The 18,105-nt window shown below is 51.3% G+C and carries 17 protein-coding genes; 8 read left to right on the top strand and 9 right to left on the bottom strand.

The genetic code is table 11. The annotated features are described in order from the left end of the window. Window positions 1–17 precede the first annotated feature (17 nt). The 7 genes from hypF to NOG13_RS05885 are packed head-to-tail and all read right to left on the bottom strand — an operon-like array spanning window position 18 to window position 7,419. Entirely contained in the window at window positions 18–2,279 is a 2,262-nt protein-coding gene (gene hypF, locus NOG13_RS05855; protein ID WP_283109648.1) for a carbamoyltransferase HypF, read from the bottom strand. An 18-nt stretch (window positions 2,280–2,297) separates the two neighbouring features. Beyond that, entirely contained in the window at window positions 2,298–2,696 is a 399-nt protein-coding gene (locus NOG13_RS05860; RefSeq protein ID WP_283109649.1) for a 4Fe-4S binding protein, read from the bottom strand. Window positions 2,697–2,701: 5 nt separating this feature from the next. Next, a complete protein-coding gene (locus NOG13_RS05865; RefSeq protein WP_283109650.1) occupies window positions 2,702–3,781 on the bottom strand; it encodes a hydrogenase large subunit in 1,080 nt (359 codons plus the stop codon). A 14-nt stretch (window positions 3,782–3,795) separates the two neighbouring features. Continuing rightward, window positions 3,796–4,146 (bottom strand): NADH-quinone oxidoreductase subunit C, encoded by a 351-nt coding sequence (locus tag NOG13_RS05870; RefSeq protein WP_283109651.1) that lies wholly within the window; start codon window positions 4,144–4,146, stop codon window positions 3,796–3,798. Further along, a complete protein-coding gene (locus tag NOG13_RS05875) occupies window positions 4,139–4,597 on the bottom strand; it encodes an NADH-quinone oxidoreductase subunit B family protein (protein ID WP_283109652.1) in 459 nt (152 codons plus the stop codon). Before NOG13_RS05875 ends, NOG13_RS05870 begins: the two co-directional genes overlap by 8 nt. 18 nt (window positions 4,598–4,615) lie before the next feature. Further along, the gene (locus NOG13_RS05880) at window positions 4,616–5,497 is read right to left on the bottom strand and encodes a respiratory chain complex I subunit 1 family protein (RefSeq protein ID WP_283109653.1); all 882 of its coding nucleotides are present in this window, start codon (window positions 5,495–5,497) and stop codon (window positions 4,616–4,618) included. Further along, window positions 5,497–7,419: an NADH-quinone oxidoreductase subunit 5 family protein gene (locus NOG13_RS05885; protein WP_283109654.1), complete on the bottom strand. Its 1,923-nt coding sequence runs from the start codon at window positions 7,417–7,419 to the stop codon at window positions 5,497–5,499. The genes NOG13_RS05880 and NOG13_RS05885 overlap by 1 nt, the downstream gene beginning before the upstream one ends. A gap of 499 nt (window positions 7,420–7,918) precedes the next feature. Here NOG13_RS05885 and NOG13_RS05890 point away from each other — a divergent pair, with 499 nt between their 5' ends. From NOG13_RS05890 to NOG13_RS05910, 5 genes are all read left to right on the top strand, one after another. Beyond that, a complete protein-coding gene (locus tag NOG13_RS05890; RefSeq protein ID WP_283109655.1) occupies window positions 7,919–8,647 on the top strand; it encodes a response regulator transcription factor in 729 nt (242 codons plus the stop codon). A 62-nt stretch (window positions 8,648–8,709) separates the two neighbouring features. After that, window positions 8,710–9,663 carry an L-lactate dehydrogenase gene (locus tag NOG13_RS05895; protein ID WP_283109656.1) on the top strand — a complete coding sequence of 318 codons (954 nt, stop codon included), beginning with the start codon at window positions 8,710–8,712 and terminating at the stop codon, window positions 9,661–9,663. A gap of 36 nt (window positions 9,664–9,699) precedes the next feature. Continuing rightward, window positions 9,700–10,872: an NAD(P)-dependent malic enzyme gene (locus tag NOG13_RS05900; RefSeq protein ID WP_283109657.1), complete on the top strand. Its 1,173-nt coding sequence runs from the start codon at window positions 9,700–9,702 to the stop codon at window positions 10,870–10,872. 227 nt (window positions 10,873–11,099) lie between these two features. Then, the gene (locus NOG13_RS05905; RefSeq protein ID WP_283109658.1) at window positions 11,100–12,116 is read left to right on the top strand and encodes a CAP domain-containing protein; all 1,017 of its coding nucleotides are present in this window, start codon (window positions 11,100–11,102) and stop codon (window positions 12,114–12,116) included. Window positions 12,117–12,364: 248 nt separating this feature from the next. Next, window positions 12,365–13,087 carry an NAD-dependent protein deacylase gene (locus tag NOG13_RS05910; RefSeq protein WP_283109659.1) on the top strand — a complete coding sequence of 241 codons (723 nt, stop codon included), beginning with the start codon at window positions 12,365–12,367 and terminating at the stop codon, window positions 13,085–13,087. A 65-nt stretch (window positions 13,088–13,152) separates the two neighbouring features. Here NOG13_RS05910 and NOG13_RS05915 read toward each other — a convergent pair whose 3' ends face one another. Both NOG13_RS05915 and NOG13_RS05920 read right to left on the bottom strand, forming a co-directional pair. After that, complete coding sequence (locus NOG13_RS05915; RefSeq protein ID WP_283109660.1) at window positions 13,153–13,971, bottom strand: undecaprenyl-diphosphate phosphatase; 819 nt, start codon at window positions 13,969–13,971, stop codon at window positions 13,153–13,155. Between the two features lie 78 nt (window positions 13,972–14,049). After that, entirely contained in the window at window positions 14,050–14,955 is a 906-nt protein-coding gene (locus tag NOG13_RS05920) for a metal ABC transporter substrate-binding protein (protein ID WP_283109661.1), read from the bottom strand. Between the two features lie 120 nt (window positions 14,956–15,075). Here NOG13_RS05920 and NOG13_RS05925 point away from each other — a divergent pair, with 120 nt between their 5' ends. The 3 genes from NOG13_RS05925 (at window position 15,076) to NOG13_RS05935 (ending at window position 18,003) form a co-directional block, all read left to right on the top strand. After that, complete coding sequence (locus NOG13_RS05925; protein ID WP_283109662.1) at window positions 15,076–15,747, top strand: metal ABC transporter ATP-binding protein; 672 nt, start codon at window positions 15,076–15,078, stop codon at window positions 15,745–15,747. Continuing rightward, complete coding sequence (locus NOG13_RS05930) at window positions 15,747–16,562, top strand: metal ABC transporter permease (RefSeq protein WP_283109663.1); 816 nt, start codon at window positions 15,747–15,749, stop codon at window positions 16,560–16,562. Before NOG13_RS05925 ends, NOG13_RS05930 begins: the two co-directional genes overlap by 1 nt. Before the next feature lie 253 nt (window positions 16,563–16,815). Next, window positions 16,816–18,003 carry an IS256 family transposase gene (locus tag NOG13_RS05935; protein ID WP_135661204.1) on the top strand — a complete coding sequence of 396 codons (1,188 nt, stop codon included), beginning with the start codon at window positions 16,816–16,818 and terminating at the stop codon, window positions 18,001–18,003. Window positions 18,004–18,105: the final 102 nt, after the last annotated feature.

Genomic DNA, 18,105 nt, shown 5'->3' on the forward strand with positions numbered 1-18,105 from the left:
CCTCCGTTTCGCGTTGGTCAGCCGTTTTGCAGACGTGCACAGATCCACGCCTGACCTAGGCTGATGCCCCCGTCATTCGACGGGACAATTTGATTGGTGTAAACTTTAAATCCGTCTTTTTCCAGACGGTTGAAACATTCGTTGGAAAGCAAAAGATTGGCAAAGACCCCGCCGCTCAAAGCAACGCGGTTCTCCCCCGTTCTTTCGCGGATTTTAAGGCAGATATTCTCTGCCATCTCCGCAATCGCCAGATGGAACCCAAGCGCCGCAGATTCCGCGTCAGCTCCGCTTTCGGAAGCGTGAATCAACTGACGGGCGAAATCCGCCTGGTCGGCTGTCAAACGTCCGTTCTCGCCCTGCGTAATGCGGAACCGGAACGGATATGGTTCTTTTCCCTTTGCAAGCGCCGAAGCCGCCGCATTTTCCAGCGCAATCGGGCACTCACCCTCATAGCCGTTTCTTTCGCGGATGCCGAAAATCGCCGCGGCTGCATCAAAGAGACGGCCCATGCTGGAGGAAGTAAAGGTATTGATTCCGCCTGCAACGGCCGCCGAAACGAGAGGCAGCGCGGGACTTCCGCCCTTTGTTTCTCCCGAAGCGATGCGGTAGCAATCGGCTGTTTGAGCGGCATTTTTCGCCGCTTCATCACCGCCGCAAAGCGTGATGCCGCTTAGGCAGCCGGCACGCTCAAACGCAGCGCCGCGGCAGAGAAGAAATTCCCCGCCCCACACCGTGCCGTCGGTGCCGTAACCAGTGCCGTCAAACACCACACCGATGCAGCTTTCCAGATGATGCTCCGCCATAACAGAGGCCGCATGGGCGTGATGGTGCTGAACCGAAACCGGTTTGCTAAGCCCAAGCCGCTCCGCTTCAGACTTTGCAAGCTGTGAGGAAAAGTAGCGAGGATGAAGGTCGCAGGCAACCATCGCCGGCGTGATGCCGAAGATTTGCTCCATGCGGGCGATGCCCTCACGGTAGTTCCTCTGCACGCCAAAGCTCTCAAGGTCGCCGAAATACTGGCTTAGATACGCCCGGTCTCCCGAAAGAAGGCAGAAACAGCTCTTCAAGTCGCCGCCTGCGGCGAACACCGCACGTTTTGTCGGTTTGTCCAAAAGAATCGGCAGCGGCACATATCCCCTGCTGCGGCGAATGAGCTGCGGCTTTCCGCGGAACACGCGGGAGACGGAATCATCGAGCGGATTTAGGATCTCTCTTGTATTATACAGTACCCCGTCAAGGTACGGTGATTTCATGGCAAAAACATCCTCATCGCGCACAAGAATCGGCTCTGTGGTAAGGTTCGCACTCGTGGCGATGAGCGGGCCGCATTCTTTTGTCAGAATCTGATGCAAACCCGTATAAGGAAGGAACGCGCCGATAAAGCGGCTGTCTCCGCTGACGGACGGGCAAAAAATCTCCGCCGTTTTTCGCAGAAGGACAATCGGCCGTGCGGCGGAACGAAGCAGTTTCTCTTCTTCCGAAGATACTTCGCAGCACTCACGGACCGACGCAACCGACGGGAACATGACGGCGAACGGTTTTTTCTCCCGCCCCTTGAGCAGGCGCAGCCTTTCGACGGTCTTTGGAAGGAACGGGGAACAAACAAACTGGTAGCCGCCCACGCCCTTCAGGGCAAGCACGGCGCCGTTTTTCAGTAGCTGAGTTGCAAGGCGCAAAGCCTCTTCCTTCTCGCATTTCTTGCCGTCCGCGCCGCAGTATAGGAGCTGCGGCCCACAGTCGTGGCAGGAAATGGTCTGCGCATGGCGTCTTCTTCCCTTAGCGTATTCTTTTTCACACGCGCTGCACATCGGGAACTCGCGCATGGTCGTCTGAGGCCTGTCATAAGGCAGACCTGTGATGATGCTGTAACGCGGTCCGCAGGAAGCGCAGCTGATAAACGGATAGCGGTAGCGCCGATTTTTCGGGTCTTCCAGCTCACGCGCACATTCTTCACACATGGGAAGGTCCGGCGGGATGAGCGGAGGCTCCGAGGAAGAAGTGGGTCTTTCGCCGCTTTCCGCAATGCGGAAACCGTCGAATTTCTCTTCTTCCGCCTGTTGCACTTCCACGCGAAGGACAAAGGCGCCTTCCGGGGCTTCTCGGCGAAGCCGTTCCGTAAATTTTTTCAGGTTTTGCGGATTGCCGGAGGCACTGATTTCGACAATGCCTCCGCAATTTCTCACAAAACCGGAAATGCCGGCCTCTTCCGCAAGGCCGGCTACAAAAGGTCGATATCCGACCCCCTGTACAATTCCGAAAACCGTAATGTGAACGGTCATTATAACTCCAAACTCAGGTTATGCCTGTTTTGCAGCATCGGCAGCCGGCTTTGCCGGTTGAGCCGCCGGTGCAGGCTGTTCCGGTTTCACGAAGGTATCTGTTTTCTTTTCCGCGTCCGGCTGCGTGTAAGTCTGCTTCATGGAAAGGCATTTCTTCGGGCAGCTTTCCACGCAATAGCCGCACTGAATGCAGCTGAAACGGCTGATGGACCAAGTCTTTCCCGTGCGGTCAACCGTTATGGCGCCGGTCGGGCATTTCTTGGAGCAGAGCCCGCAGAGGATGCAGACATCCATATTGTTTTCGATATGTCCGCGCGTGCGCTCGGCATATTTGCGGGGCTGCTGCGGATACGGGCGAGTTGCCGGCTTGGAAAACAGATTCTTCAATTCAGTTTTCACAAACGAAAAATAACTCATATTTCTCACCTCTCGGTGCAGCTGATGCACGGGTCAATTGTCAGAATCAGCATCGGGACGTCAGCAAGCTGGCAGCCCTTCAGCATTTCGAGCATCGGCGGAATATTCGCAAAAGTAGGAGTGCGGATGCGCAGGCGGTCGAGGAACTTTGTTCCGTTCGCCTTGACATAGTACAGCGCCTCGCCGCGGGGTTGCTCAACGCGCATCATGTATTCGCCGTTCGGGAAACCCTTTACCGGCACCGCAACATCGCCTTCCGGAATCTTTGCGACAACCTGACGGATAATGTCAATGGACTGGAAGAGTTCGTTGATGCGGACGACTGTACGGGCATAGCTGTCGCCGATATCGCTTGTAACCGGCTCGAAGTCAATGTCGCCGTAAGCGAGGTATCCGGTGGTGCGGATATCGTAAGGAACACCGCTTGCACGCAGGAACGGTCCTACAGCGCCGAGCTCATGCGCCTTCTCTTTGGAGAGGACACCTACGCCGTCAAGACGGGAACGGACTGCGCTGTCGTTGAGGAACGTGCGCGCCATTTCGCGGATTTCCGGCTCCATTTTGTCCAGCTCCTCCACGAAGCCGCGGAGCATGGCGTTATCCACGTCTTTGCGCTGACCGCCGATTTTGTTGACTGAAGAGATCAGGCGGCCGCCTGTGGAAGCCTCAGACATATCGAGGATTTTCTCGCGAAGTCTCCAAGACTGCATGAAAAGGCTTTCAAAGCCAAAGCCGTCCGCCAGAAGACCGAGCCACAGCAGGTGGCTGTGCAGACGGGACAGCTCACACCACACGGTGCGAAGATATTTTGCTCTCTCAGGAATCTCAACGTTCATAATGTGCTCAATTGCCGCGCAGTAGGACATTCCGTGCATATAGCTGCAGATACCGCAAGTACGCTCGGCAACAAAAGCCATTTCGTTGAAATCTTTTTTCTCCACCAGTTTTTCGAGGCCTCTGTGCACAAAACCGATGGAGGGAATTGCCTCAACCACTTTTTCGTCTTCCAGAACGAGGTCCAGATGAATCGGCTCCGGCAGAACCGGGTGGTGAGGACCAAAAGGAACGACACTCCGTTTACTCATTTGGCACTCCTCCTTCAGTGATAAGGTGTTGGTTCGGCTGTGCGGTAAAGGCCACCGTGGTAATCGATCGTCATAAACTCAACCGGTACGCCGAAAAGATCGTGAATTTCATTTTCATAAAAGAACGCTGCGGGGAAAATGTGACTGATGCTCTCGAGTTTGTCACCTGCGGAAACAGAAAGATGCAAGTGGAGCAAATCGTAGTTTTTCCCGAAAGTATAGAGGATATCGTAACCGTTTTCCACTTTGGTGCTACACATCTGAGCCAGGCGATAGCCTTCCGCTTTCAGACGGGTTGCTTCCGTGAGCAGGTTCTCTTTTTCGATTTGCCTGACTTCAACATTGACGGAATTCTTTTCAGACATGTTCAGCCCCTCCTTCCGTGGCTTCAACCAAATCCATCTGCTCACGCTTCTTGTCGAGCAGAGCAATGGCTTTCACCACGCCGTCGATGATTGCTTCCGGGCGAGCTGCGCAGCCCGGGACATAAATGTCGACCGGAATGACTTTATCAACTCCGCCGAGAATGTTGTAGCAATCTTTGAAGATACCGCCGTCGCAGGCGCAGATGCCTACTGCAACAACGACCTTCGGATCCGGCATCTGGTCATAAAGCTGTTTCACGACATCCTTGTTCTGATCATTGATGCCGCCGGTGATCAGGAAGATGTCGGCATGTTTCGGGTTGCCTGTATTCACAACGCCAAAACGTTCCACGTCATAGACGGGCGTTGTCGCGGCCAGCACCTCGATGTCGCAGCCGTTGCAGCTGGAACCATCGTAATGCAGGAGCCACGGTGATTTAGACATTTTCATGGTTGCACGTCACCTTCCTTAATGAATCGCGTTGACAAACAATGTCGCCAGCAGGTTGATGCCGCCGAAGATCAGCGTGACAATCCACGCGGAGCGGAACATGGCATCCCACTTAACGCGTGGGAAAACATTGTCGATGAGAATTTCAAGGAAAAAGCTCAGCAGGCAAACGACTACTGCAGCAAGAATACTCCACGGATTGCGGTTCAAAATAAACAGTGCAATGTAAGCGAGGAGCAGAACCTGTTCATACCACTCAGAAAGCTCAATCAGCGCATAAACGTTACCCGTGAGGTCCGTTGTTGTTCCCTTGACCATTTCCTGGTGAGCATGGTGGGAAGTGCTCAGGTCAAACGGAGACTTGCGGAGCTTAATCGTCAGGATGAAGAGGAAACCGATGAACATACCGGGCAGGTAAGCAATCGGAGAGATGTCCGTGCTGACGATATCGCTGACCATAAAGCTTCCCGTCACACGGTAGAAGCCGATGGTTGCAATCAGAATCATCGGTTCGGTGCACATTGCCTGCAGCATTTCACGCTGAACGCCCATGGAGCTGAACGGGGAGTTCGCGGAGAACGCAGCCATCATGAAGAAGGTTTCACCGAGCGTGAGCGCAAAGAAAGCAAGAAGCAAATCTCCGCCCGCGAAGAACAGGCAGCCCGTGAACACGGTGAAAAGTACATATCCGCCGATGAGGAACACTTGGAACTTATTCACAATAAGCGACTGCTTGTTGAAAAGCTTTGCAAGGTCATAAAACGGCTGCAAAAGCGGAGGGCCCTGCCTGCCCTGTAACCTTGCGGAAATCTTGCGGTCAAGGCCTGAGAGCAGACCGCCGACAAACGGCGCGAGGACAAGGAAAAGAACAACTCTCAGAATTGTCATCCATACTTCCATTACAGAACACCTCCGATTGAGACGACCATGAGGATTACGAGGATTGCGGAGGCGACTGCCAAGCAGGGCTTCAGAAGCTTATTTTCACCGAAAAGCTCCGGGAAATACCAGTTGGCAAGATACATTTGTTTGGATTCGCCGAAGGAATCCACAAACGTGACGTCGTCGCCCTTGTTGATACCAGCCATGTAAGCAAGGGAAGGCTTGTTTGTCTTTCCCGCTGTGAGCAGGCGGGCTACCAGCGGAATAATCACAATCATGCACATCATCAGCAGCATAATCGGAATATCGCCGCGCGTAATGATAGAAAGCTCGTTGGTGTGGAACATTGCGACCAACACCGGACGAACCAGATTGGAAGAAATCAGCGGGAACAGGATGCAGAGGATAACAACCAGTGCAGCCAGAGTTCCGAGTGCAACACGCTCATCCTTATGGACCGTGTCCGGATGCGGACGCGAGCTGTGCGGAACCGCAATCAGCTTGCCAAGCCATTTCGTCCAGTAGAACATTGTTGTGCCGGAGCCGAAGGCAACGAACAGCATGAGCAGAACATTTCCGGAATCCACGAAGGATTTCAGCGCAGCCCATTTGGAAATCAACATTCCGAATGGCGCCAGGAACATTCCGAAGATGCCGATCATCATGACAAAAGCCAGTTTCGGCAGGCGGACAATGAGGCCGTGCATGTCTTCGATGTCGCGGCTTCCGGTGCAGTTCTCAACAGCACCCGTGGAGAGGAACATCAGAGACTTTGCAACAGCGTGGAAAATCATGAGCAGAATCGCGGCCCATGTTGCTTCGCTGGTTCCAACGCCGGCGCATGCGGTAATCAGGCCGAGATTTGAGATGGTGGAATAAGCAAGCACCTTCTTGCCGTCGCTCTGCGAAATCGCGAGCACGGAAGCGGCAAAGAATGTAAATCCACCAATGAGAATTACCATCATGCCGGGCAGCGTGTTCTGCATGGCAGGCGAAAGACGAATCAGCAGGTAAACGCCCGCTTTGACCATCGTAGCCGAGTGAAGCAGTGCGCTCGTCGGAGTAGGTGCCACCATAGCGCCGAGCAGCCATCTGGAGAACGGCATCTGTGCACTCTTTGTCAATGCGGCGAATGCAAGGCATGCCAGCGGGATGGCTACAAAATCGCCGGAGCCGTTACGGGTGGCAACTTTAACAAGATCCTGAATATTGGCAATCTTCAGTACAAGTGTGCAGTAGAGAATCGCAAGCGAAAAACCAAATCCGCCGAGCAGGTTCATCCACAAAGCGCGGAACGAATTGCGGATTGCAATTTCGTTCTGGCTGTAACCGATGAGCAGGAACGAGCAGATGGATGTAATCTCCCAGAAGAAGAACATCCAAGAAAGATTCGCGGAGAACACCAGGCCGAACATGGCGCCGAGGAACACGAACAGCATGGCGAGGAAGAACGAAGTTCTGTCGCGGCAATCGGTATGATGTTTGTGATAATCCTTCATGTAGCTGACTGCATAGAGGCAAATCAGGCTGCCGACAACGCCGACAATCAAGCACATAATAATTGTCAGGTAGTCGACCGTTATATGGTTTCTCCCCTCTATGCCATAACCGGCGAGTTCTTCCCAAACAATTGGGAGCGTGCCGGCTGCGGAAAGCAGGACAACATAGTATTTCTTGTACCGGAAGCCATAGTAGAACACCAGAAGCATCAGGAAAATTTCCCCTGCAAGTATCAGGTGATCCCAAACGGCTGTTTCAACAAGATACTCCTGCGTTTGGCCAGTTGAGAGAAAAGTCACAGCGAGGTAGATTACCGCCGCCACAATGAGAATGCAGCTGGTGTAGACTACCCCGTCCCTTGCCTTGCTCTGCTTCTTCATCAAAGAAAGCACAACGGCTGCAAGGAAAGGGAAGAAGATTAGGAACGCAATTACCCCCATAAATACCACCGTTTCTATTTTGTTCTTAGGTTGACTATATGTACCGTTTTTTGGTCCTTGACCGCGAACATTACTAACTCGGCCAGATGAATGCCGCGGCGCCGCAAAACGGCAGGCAATAAAATACCATTAGCAGAAAGGTCCGTGACTCTCCTGCCTCTCCATGATATTTTAGAGCATTCTCTAATATAGTAACACATTTCTGAGAATTCACAAGCCTATTTGTCGCCTTTTCCCGACAAAACGGGCATAAAAAACACCCAGACGGCTTTAGAGCCACCCAGGCATGAAAAAACGTCCTTCCCCATTTGTTAAGAATATCAGAAAGAATAATTCTCAACAATGGGTAAACAGGAATTTTTATATTTTTTTAATCTTAATACTCTGTCCCTTTTTGTCAGAATCATGTATAATAGTTGACAAACAATTAACATACATAAAAACATCTGACAAAACTATTTCACATACCGGAACATAGGGAGGGAAAAAACAATAACTGATGCAGAATAGATTTACGGTGTTGATTGCAGAACACGATGCCGAAACACGTGATGCCATTTCGTCGGTTCTTCAGGCAAACGGTTACAAGCCCCTGCCTGCGGAGAATGGCGCTGCAGCGGTTTCAATGATTTCTTCTCTCTGCCCGGATGTTGTCCTTCTGGAGCAGGAACTTCCGGATATGGAAGGGCTTGAGGTTCTCAAAAAAGTCCGTTCTTGGACCGGACTGCCGATCCTCATCCTCTCTTCCCGCGGAAGTGAAAAAGAAGAAGTCCGCGCTCTTGACATGGGAGCGGACGACTACCTCAGAAAACCGTTCGGTTACCCGGAACTTCTGGCACGCATCCGCATGGCCCAGAGGCATAGCGTAAAAATGGAATTCGGCGACAACGCCAAAAACGGAATTTTGAAAAACGGCGGCCTTGTTATTGACTTGCTTCGGCGCATTGTTACAATGGAAGGAAAAGAAATTCACCTCACCCAGAATGAATACCGAATCCTTCTTTTTCTTGCCAAGCAGCCGGGTAAGGTTTTAACCTATGAAGAAATCATTAAGCATGTTTGGGGTCATTTTGCTGCAGATGACCGCCAGATTTTGCGCGTGAATATCGCCAATATCCGCAAAAAGATTGAATCCGACCCTGCCAACCCAAAGTATATTTTAACGGAAATCGGCATCGGTTACCGCATGGCTTTGGTTAAGGAAAAAGCGGCACAGCCGGAGAGTTAATAGAAAATCAAAAAAAAGCACCTTACGTGCTTTTCATATATTTACAGGGGGAATTTCCATTCATGAAAAAGGCTAACAAAATCAGTATTCTCGGCGCAGGTAATGTAGGTGCAACAATCGCTTACACACTGACTCTGGAAGGTCTCGCCTCCGAAATCGTACTTGTCGATATCAATAAGGACAAGGCAAGGGGCGAAGCCCTGGATATTATCCAGTGCACGGCTCTCTGCCCGTCGGTTAATATCTACTCGGGTGAGTACTCTGACCTCGAAGGCTCCGACATTGTCATTGTTACGCTCGGTTCTGCCCGCAAACCCGGCCAAACTCGCATTGACCTAGCTCAGGGCAACGTCAACATCATCAAGAGCGTAATGCCGGAAGCCGTGAAGTATGCTCCGAATGCCATTTATGTGGTAGTGAGCAACCCGGTTGATGTCATTACCTACACGATTCTTAAAACAACAGATCTGCCGGAAAACCGCGTGTTCGGCTCCGGAACTCTGCTGGACTCCGCTCGTCTGCGTGAAATCATCGCAGAGCACATGAATGTCAACCCGAAGCATGTTCATGCTTATGTTCTCGGTGAACACGGCGACTCCGCTATGGTGCCGTGGTCTCTCGCAAGCATCGGCGGCATTCCGCTGGATGAGTACATCAAGAGTGCTCAGGCAAAGAATCCTGCTATCACTCCGATTGACCGTGACAAGACTCTTGAAACCGTGCACAAGGCCGGCGGCGAAATCATTAAGCTCAAGGGCGCAACCTTCTATGCAATTGCTGTTTCTGCAACAAACATCTGCCGCAACATTCTTCACGATGCAGATGCTGTTATGCCGCTTTCCGGTATGCTCCATGGCGAATACGGTTATTCCGATGTCTGCCTGAGCGTTCCGTTCGTTCTGAATCGTGACGGCCTCGTGAACAGCGTAACTCCGCCGCTCACCGATGAGGAACTGAAGAAATTCAGCGCCAGCGCAGAAATGCTGAAAGATACTATTAGCAAGCTGAATATATAACATAAATACATCACAACAAAGAAAGGAATTATTGCCATGGATTACGCAAAAGAATCCCTTAAAAAGCACTACGAATGGAAAGGTAAAATCGAGATGATTTGCCGCGCTCCGCTGGAGACGCGCGAAGACCTTTCTCTCGCATATACTCCCGGCGTTGCACAGCCCTGCCTGGAGATTCAGAAGGATGTCAACAAGAGCTACGACCTGACCCGCCGCTCCAACCTTGTTGCTGTTGTTACCGATGGTAGTGCAGTTCTCGGCCTCGGCGACATCGGCCCGGAAGCCGGCATGCCGGTTATGGAAGGCAAATGCGCACTGTTCAAGGCTTTCGGCAATGTGGACGCCATTCCGCTCTGCATTCGGTCCAAGAATGTTGACGATATTGTCAACACCGTTCGCCTGATTGCCGGCAGCTTCGGCGGCATCAACCTCGAGGATATTGCTGCACCCCGCTGCTTCGAAATCGAAAGACGCCTGAAGGAATGCTGCGATATTCCGATTTTCCACGACGACCAGCACGGCACGGCAGTTGTTACACTTGCCGCTATGATCAACGCTCTCAAGCTCACCGGCAAAAAGATCGATGAGATTAAGGTCGTTACCAGCGGCGCAGGCGCAGCCGGCATTGCAATCATCAAGCTGCTGATTGCTCTCGGTCTCAAGAACGTCATTATGTGCGACCGCCACGGTGCTATTTACGAAGGGCGCGAGGGCCTGAACCCGATTAAGGAAGAAATGGCCAAAATCACCAACCGGGAAAAGAAAGCCGGCTCTCTCGCTGAAATGCTCAAGGGCGCAGACGTATTCATCGGCGTTTCCGCTCCGAACTGCGTCACCGAAGAAATGGTTAAGAGTATGAACAAAGACCCGATTCTGTTCCCGATGGCAAACCCGGTTCCGGAAATCATGCCGGACGTTGCCCTCAAGGCAGGCGCCGCCGTTGTTGGTACCGGCCGCAGCGACTTCCCGAACCAGATCAACAACGTTCTCGCATTCCCGGGCATCTTCCGCGGTGCACTGGACGTTCGCGCAAAGGACATCAACGACGAAATGAAGATTGCCGCAGCTTATGCAATCGCTTCGTTCGTCACTCCGGACAAACTTTCCCCGGACTACATCATTCCGAGCGCACTGGACCGCAATGTTGCTTCTGCTGTTGCAAAGGCTGTTGCCGATGCAGCACGCAAATCCGGCGTTGCACGAATCTAATCTGCTCTGCACTTTTGAAAGAGCCTTTCACGGCGAAAGCCGCGAAAGGCTCTTTTTTTACCCATGCATGGTTTGCACAAAAGCAAGATGACGGGCTAGGAAAAAATTGTGTGTTGTTCTAAAGGGTGTCCGTGTGTTACAATACGTTACAGAAAGGTTACATTTTTGTAACCGATTCAACGACCGTACAAAACCGAGGACTGAATTTTCAAAGAAAGGAAATCATTATGCAACGTAAGATCATAAGCCTCATTATCACTGCAGCAATCAGCTGCTTTAGTGCATTTACATCGAATTCCCTGAACAATGCTTCGCAGCCGGCGTCCTCTGACGCAAACAACACATCCATTTGCGCGGATACATCTGCTGGCGAAAGCTGCAAGGATGGCAACACCGGAGCAACTTCCAAATCTGACAGCACAGTTACGAAGGGCAACTGCAATACGGCGAACAACGGCTGTTCCGCAGAGAAAGCCCAAGCAATTGTCCCCTCCAAGCAGACGGAGACTTCCGGCAATATTGCGTCAACCAAGGGCAGCGTGACTAAGCAAAATAATCCGGCTGCATCATCCTCTAAGGCTTCTTCAAAATCGTCTTGCTATCAGCCTTCTTCCCAGAATTGTGACCCTCAAACATCTTGTAAATCACAATGCTTGCAAAATCCTTTCCAAGCATTCTGTGCACAGAATCCTTTCCAAGCATCATGCCAACAGAATTCTTCCAAATCGTCTTATTCTCAGCCTTCCCAGAAGTCCGGCTCGCAGTCATCCTCTAAGCCGTCAAGCTCCAAGAGTTCTTCCGGCTCAACGGTTTCCCAGACTCCTTCTAAGCCGGCTTCCTCCATTGCAAGCACTTCAAGCTATTCGGAATTTCAGAATGAGGTCGTCCGCCTTGTAAACGTTGAACGCGCGAAGAATTCCCTCCCTGCCCTCACAGCAGATTCGCTTCTGATGAAGACGGCAACGGTGAAATCGCAGGACATGGCGAACAACAACTATTTCGACCATACCTCCCCCACTTACGGTTCTCCGTTTGACCTGATGAAGAAGTTCGGCGTTACCTACCGCGCCGCCGGCGAGAACATCGCAATGGGCCAGACGACACCGGCTCAGGTCATGAACGGGTGGATGAATTCCTCCGGCCACCGCGCAAACATTTTGAAATCCGCCTACACGAAAATCGGTGTCGGCATAGCAAAGAATGCGTCCGGCCGGTATTACTGGACACAGCACTTCACAGGCTGACCCGCAACCCAATTCTTTATAAGCGTAAAGGGCTGCTGCAAACGAATTGCAGCAGCCCTTTTATTTTTGACTTTAGTGAATCCAAAGAGCCAGTTACTAAAAAGAGTCGATTGCTAAATTCTATTTGTCGCAAAGCTAGAAGGATTTCTGCGCTCCCGCAACAAACGACAGCAGGCTTGAAATCTCAGGAAAAAACGAGTACGATGGAAAATGAAATTACAATCTCGGCTCGAATTGGGGGGATTTGTATGACAAGTATAGAACAGCTTCAAAGCATGATTGACAAAAGCAGCCGAATCGTTTTCTTCGGAGGCGCCGGTGTCTCCACCGAAAGCGGAATTCCCGACTTTCGCGGCGTTGACGGCCTCTACCGGCAAAAATATCGGTATCCGCCCGAAACGATTCTGAGCCATACCTTTTTTATGACGCACCGCGAAGAATTCTTCGACTTTTACCGCGACAAGATGCTTGCGCTCGATGCACAGCCGAATGCCGCGCACAAAAAGCTGGCGGAGCTGGAAGCCGCCGGAAAGCTGACCGCTGTGGTAACGCAGAACATCGACGGCCTGCACCAGAAAGCCGGCAGCAAAAATGTGTTTGAACTGCACGGCTCGGTTCACCGGAACTACTGCATGAAATGCGGAAAAGAATACAGCGCCGAGTTTATACGGGACAGCAAAGGTATTCCCACCTGCTCCTGTGGCGGAACCGTGAAGCCGGACGTTGTGCTTTACGAAGAAGGGCTCGACCAGAAGACACTGACCGGCGCCGTAGAGGCAATCGCCAATGCGGATATGCTGATTGTAGGCGGAACCTCTCTCACCGTTTACCCCGCTGCCGGCTTGGTCGATTACTACCGCGGTTCGCGCCTTGTTCTCATCAATAAAACGACAACCCCGCTCGACAGCCACGCTGACCTTGTCATCAACGGCAGTATCGGCGAGACGCTCGCGCAAATCCGCGTTTCCTAAACAAAAAAGCATACAAAACAAAATCCCCTCCGAGTTTTACCCGGAGGGGATTTCTATCCTGTTTTTCAGCGCGCCAGAACCATGAAATAAAGCAGCACCAATGCGCCGAGCACAATGCGGTAATAGCCGAACGGCTTAAAGTCATGCTTCTTCACATAGCCAACAAGGAAGCGGATTGCAGCAATCGAAACAAGGAAGGACACAACCACTCCGGTCAGCAGAATGACGGCTTCCAAAGATGTATACGCAGTTCCGAAATCCAACAGCTTCAGCAGGCTTGCTCCGAACATGGTCGGAATTGCGAGGAAAAACGTAAACTCAGCGGCGGTTTCACGCGAAATGCCGATTAAGAGTGCGCCGACGATGGTTGCACCGGAGCGCGAAGTTCCCGGAATCAGTGCCAGCGCCTGAAATACGCCGATAATCAGCGCCTGCCGATAGCTTAATTCGGAAATGCTGCACACAGACGGAACTCTGTGCTTATTGCGGTTCTCGATGATAATGAAGAGAATACCGTAAACAATGAGCATCAAGGCGACCGTTTTGTAGTTATAAAAAGCCGCGTCGATTTCGTCGTTGAACGGAAAAACGGGAATCAGCGGAACAAGCGCCACAATTACCTTTTTCCACAGGTCAAAAGTATCTTTCTTCTGTACCGCGCTCTTTTTGGAAGAGAACGGGTTCAGTTTATGAAAATAAAGTACGACGACGGCCATAATAGCACCCAACTGGATGACTACGCGGAACATTTCCATAAAATCGTCCGTCACGTTCATGTGGACGAATCTTTCGACCAAAATCAGATGGCCGGTACTGCTGATCGGCAGCCACTCCGTTAGGCCCTCTATGATACCGAACAAAATCGCCTTGAGAATATCCACCACTGCACATCACTCACTATTCAAAAAAGTCAAACATGGTTCTTATTATAGGGGAATGCGGTGGAAAATTCAAGTAAAACATCATTCTTTAAGGCTTGCTTCGATTGCGCTGAGATTTGCTTTTGCCCGGTCAAGGTAGCTTTTGTTGTCTTCCGCGCCTTCCATGGTGTAGATGGCAACAGTTTTGGCCCCCACTTGGCGCGCCAGCGTTTCCGAAATCTCCGGGCTTACCATTTTTTCGACGAACACCGTTTTCACATTATTTTTCTTGCAGTAGTCCGCAAGCTGAGCGAGCTTTTTGGCGCTCGGCTCCCCTTCTGCAAAAACGTCTTCCACGCTGCTTTGCTCAAGGCCGAAATCTCTGCAAAGGTATGCAAACGCGGCATGGCCTGTAACAAAGGTTTTCTTTTTTGCCGCGCTGAACTTGGTCTTGTACTCCTGAAAAAGGCTCTCGAGCTTTGCGGTGTAGCTTTCACAGTTCTTTTTGTAATACTCGGCGTTTGCCGGGTCAGCTTCGCACAGCCCGTCACTGATGTTCTTGACCTCAATCTCTGCCCCTTTGAGACTTAGCCAGAGATGCGGGTCATACTGACCGTGCTCCTCATCCGCAGAATCGTCGGCACTTTTGAGCGGGGTGGCGCCCTTGGAGGCGTTTACTTGGATCAGGTTGTCATTACCTGCCGCGGCGACCGCTTTCTCCGCCCAAGACTCCATGCCGAGTCCGTTTATCACAAAGACCTTTGCCTGACTTAAAGCGGCAATGTCTGCCGCCTTCGGCTCAAAATCGTGTGGTTCCATTCCGTCGGGAACCATGGTTGAAATTTCCACTTTATCTCCGCCCACAGCGGCGGTAAACTCCTTGAGGGCGTTGAAACTGACTGTCACTTTGACTTTTCCGCTTTCCGACGTTTCCTGCTTTCCCGCACAAGACGAAAAAGAAAGAACAGTCAGCAGGCTCAGCACTGCCGCTGTAATTTTTTTCAGCATAAATTCGATTCCTCCGAAAACTATTGCAAATGCATATCATTTGCATTTATAATAAGTCTTGGCGCACTGCCTGTCAATAGCCTTGGGAGTACGCCAGAAAACAAAAGGCTGGTGTCTTTCTTGATTGAAGCGAAAAATTTGACATTTTCCTATACCGGTTCCCCGCCGTTTATTCTGGACGGGATTCATCTGAAAATCGACGACGGCAATTACGTTTCCGTGCTGGGAGAAAACGGCTGCGGCAAAAGCACATTAATGCGGCTCATTCTCGGCTTTCTCAAGCCCACCGCCGGCACGATTTCCTGCAAAGCAAAGCGCATCGGATACGTTCCCCAGAAGAACGATTTTTCAAACCCGGACTTCCCCATTACCGTGTATGAGATGCTCGATTCTTACCGCAGGCTGCTGAAAATCCGCGACAAAGACGCGGTGAAAAAGAGTCTTGCGCTCGTCGGCATGGAAGATTACCAGAAGGCGCTGATGGGTTCGCTTTCCGGCGGACAGGCGCAGAAGATACGGATTGCGCGCGCTACACTCGGCAGGCCCGAGCTGCTCGTTTTGGACGAGCCGTCGACCGGAGTGGATTTCGCCAGCCGAAAAGAAATCTACGGCTTTTTGACCCATATCAACCGCAAATACGGAGTGACGATTGTATCTGTGGAGCACAACCTCGAAGCAGCTATTGAAAACTCCACGCTGATTTACCACCTCGACCACGGAAAGGGCCATCTGTGCACGCCGAATCAATACGCGGAAGAATTTTTGAAATCGGAGAAGGAAGGCAGAAAATAATGTTACAATATGCTTTTATGCAGGATGCGCTGTTTGTATCCATCTGCATTGCAATTCTCTGCCCGTGCATCGGGGTTTTCCTCGTCCTTCGCCGCTATTCGATGATTGGCGATACGCTTTCCCATGCGTCGCTCGCGGGCATTACCATCGGGCTCGCCTGCGGCGGAAGTCCCGTCATCGGTGCTTTTCTGTTTACATCAATCTGCGGCGCCCTCATTGAATTCTTGCGCACCTACTTCAAAAAATACACGGACCTGATTCTGACCATCGTGCTTTCGCTGAGCGTCGGCGTAGCAATCACCATCATCAGTTCCGGAAAGCTGCATACAAACGCAGACGCGTTCCTGTTCGGCAGTATTCTGACGGTTGACCAGTTTGACAAGCTGACCGTGCTGTTTCTCACGATTCTTTCGATTCTCGCTGTGATTTTCCTTTACCACGAGATGCTCTACATCGCCTACGACGAAGAAGCGGCACAGGTTGCGGGCGTGCGTGTGAAGGTCATCAACTACGTTTTCTCGATTCTTGTGGCATCTGCGATTTCGGTTTCGATTCGCGTGGTGGGCGTACTTGTTCTCAGCTCGATGATTGCTCTGCCCGTCGCCACGGCGCTTCAGCTGAAAAAGGGATTTCGCGCGACGCTCCTGTTCTCCATTTTGTTCAGCATGGTGGATATTCTGCTCGGGCTTTTCCTTTCTTACCAGCTCAACGTAGCGCCCGGCGGCTTTACGGCGCTTGTCTCGGTCGCCGTCCTCATCGTTGTCATGGTCCTTCGTAAAATTGCGGCACAAGTTCGGCAGAACATAATGGCATAACGGATTGAATAAGAAAGGGAACGGGCTTTCGGAAAGCCCGTTCCCTTTCTATTTTTATCAAAATCTTCCGAGACAGAATATCGAAAACGTTTCTCCTCGAACAGATGAAGTTCCGGCTGCTGTGCTTGTTAATACCTTTTGAGAAATTACGATAGAGTACAATAAAGTTCGCAATTTCGAGAAGGTATAGAAAAGCCATTGGGACTCCTTTAAAATGAATGGTGTCAAGACATTCAAAAAGGAGTTGGTCCCAATGACTCAAGGAAAGAATAACACAGATCTTACGGAATTGCTACTGAAATGTATGGCGGAGCCCGACCCGATGCTCAGTATGCTGGAATGGCTCTGCGCTCAACTGATGGAGGCGGAGGTTTCCGGCCTTGTGGGGGCGGAAAAGAATGCGCACAATCCGTCTCGAAGTGACTACCGCTGCGGATATCGTCCCCGGAGGCTGGATACTCGCGTAGGGACGATGTATCTCATGGTGCCAAAGCTGCGCAGCCATGGATATATCCCGTTCTTTGTCACTGAACGCAAACGCAGCGAGGCGGCGCTGGTACAGGTTATTCAGGAGGCATTCGTGCAGGGCGTGTCCACACGGAAGATGGAAAAGTTGGCTCACAGTCTGGGGATAGAGAACCTCTCCCGCAGTCAGGTCAGTGAGATGACAAAAGGGCTCAATGAACAGGTACAGGAATTTCGCAACCGTTCTCTGACGGATACTCGTTATCCTGTCATTTGGACGGATGCCCTGTACGAAAAAGTCCGTATGGATGGCCGTGTCGTCAGCATGGCGGTGATGGTTGTCTGCGGCGTCAACGAGCAAGGGCACAGGGACATTCTCGCCGTGGAGCCGATGCTGGACGAATCCAAAGAGAGCTATTCCCAGTTGTTTCAAAGTCTTTTGGATCGCGGCTTGAAAACACCGCTGCTGGTGGTTTCCGATGCGAACAAAGGGCTGATTGCCGCCATCCGAGAAAGTTTTCCCGGCGCATCCTGGCAACGCTGCAAAGTGCATTTCATGCGAAATATTCTGGCCCATATACCGCAGAAAGAAAAAGAATCCTTTGCGGTCCAACTGAAAGAAATCTGGCTGGCGCCTTCCGTCCAATTAGCGCGACAGCGCGCAAAACAGTTGTCGGAGCAATATGGGAAGCGGTTTCCCAAAGCAATCGAGCTTCTGGAAGACGGGCTGGAGGACTCACTGGCTTTCTATGCATTCCCCGAGCTTGATGCCCGTAAAATCTCATCGACCAATATGCTGGAACGGCTGAACAAGGAAATCCGGCGCAGAACCAACGTCGTCGGGATATTCCCAAACAAAGATTCCTATCTGCGGTTGGTTACAACATATCTCATGGAATACGCTGAAGACTGGTCCGTTTCCAGAGCATATTTGAATCCCAAATCGATTCAGACACTTCTGCTAAGCGCAGCTTAATTCATTTCGTGGAGTCCCCAAATTGCGAACTTCTCTTGACATAGCCGAAATTACCGAAAAAGCTGAATCGGTCGTTTCCGACCTTTCTATTTAAGATATTGT

Origin of the sequence: Thermocaproicibacter melissae (assembly GCF_024498295.1) — a bacterium.
GTDB classification, from domain to species: domain Bacteria; phylum Bacillota; class Clostridia; order Oscillospirales; family Acutalibacteraceae; genus Thermocaproicibacter; species Thermocaproicibacter melissae.

Coding starts and splice junctions, on each gene's coding strand:
- NOG13_RS05910 (WP_283109659.1), top strand. CDS start 12,365: ATGACAAGTATAGAACAGCTTCAAAGCATGATTGACAAAAGCAGCCGA.
- NOG13_RS05935 (WP_135661204.1), top strand. CDS start 16,816: ATGACTCAAGGAAAGAATAACACAGATCTTACGGAATTGCTACTGAAA.
- hypF (WP_283109648.1), bottom strand. CDS start 2,279: ATGACCGTTCACATTACGGTTTTCGGAATTGTACAGGGGGTCGGATAT.
- NOG13_RS05895 (WP_283109656.1), top strand. CDS start 8,710: ATGAAAAAGGCTAACAAAATCAGTATTCTCGGCGCAGGTAATGTAGGT.
- NOG13_RS05870 (WP_283109651.1), bottom strand. CDS start 4,146: ATGTCTGAAAAGAATTCCGTCAATGTTGAAGTCAGGCAAATCGAAAAA.
- NOG13_RS05875 (WP_283109652.1), bottom strand. CDS start 4,597: ATGAAAATGTCTAAATCACCGTGGCTCCTGCATTACGATGGTTCCAGC.
- NOG13_RS05930 (WP_283109663.1), top strand. CDS start 15,747: ATGTTACAATATGCTTTTATGCAGGATGCGCTGTTTGTATCCATCTGC.
- NOG13_RS05905 (WP_283109658.1), top strand. CDS start 11,100: ATGCAACGTAAGATCATAAGCCTCATTATCACTGCAGCAATCAGCTGC.
- NOG13_RS05885 (WP_283109654.1), bottom strand. CDS start 7,419: ATGGGGGTAATTGCGTTCCTAATCTTCTTCCCTTTCCTTGCAGCCGTT.
- NOG13_RS05920 (WP_283109661.1), bottom strand. CDS start 14,955: ATGCTGAAAAAAATTACAGCGGCAGTGCTGAGCCTGCTGACTGTTCTT.
- NOG13_RS05865 (WP_283109650.1), bottom strand. CDS start 3,781: ATGAGTAAACGGAGTGTCGTTCCTTTTGGTCCTCACCACCCGGTTCTG.
- NOG13_RS05900 (WP_283109657.1), top strand. CDS start 9,700: ATGGATTACGCAAAAGAATCCCTTAAAAAGCACTACGAATGGAAAGGT.
- NOG13_RS05860 (WP_283109649.1), bottom strand. CDS start 2,696: ATGAGTTATTTTTCGTTTGTGAAAACTGAATTGAAGAATCTGTTTTCC.
- NOG13_RS05880 (WP_283109653.1), bottom strand. CDS start 5,497: ATGGAAGTATGGATGACAATTCTGAGAGTTGTTCTTTTCCTTGTCCTC.
- NOG13_RS05890 (WP_283109655.1), top strand. CDS start 7,919: ATGCAGAATAGATTTACGGTGTTGATTGCAGAACACGATGCCGAAACA.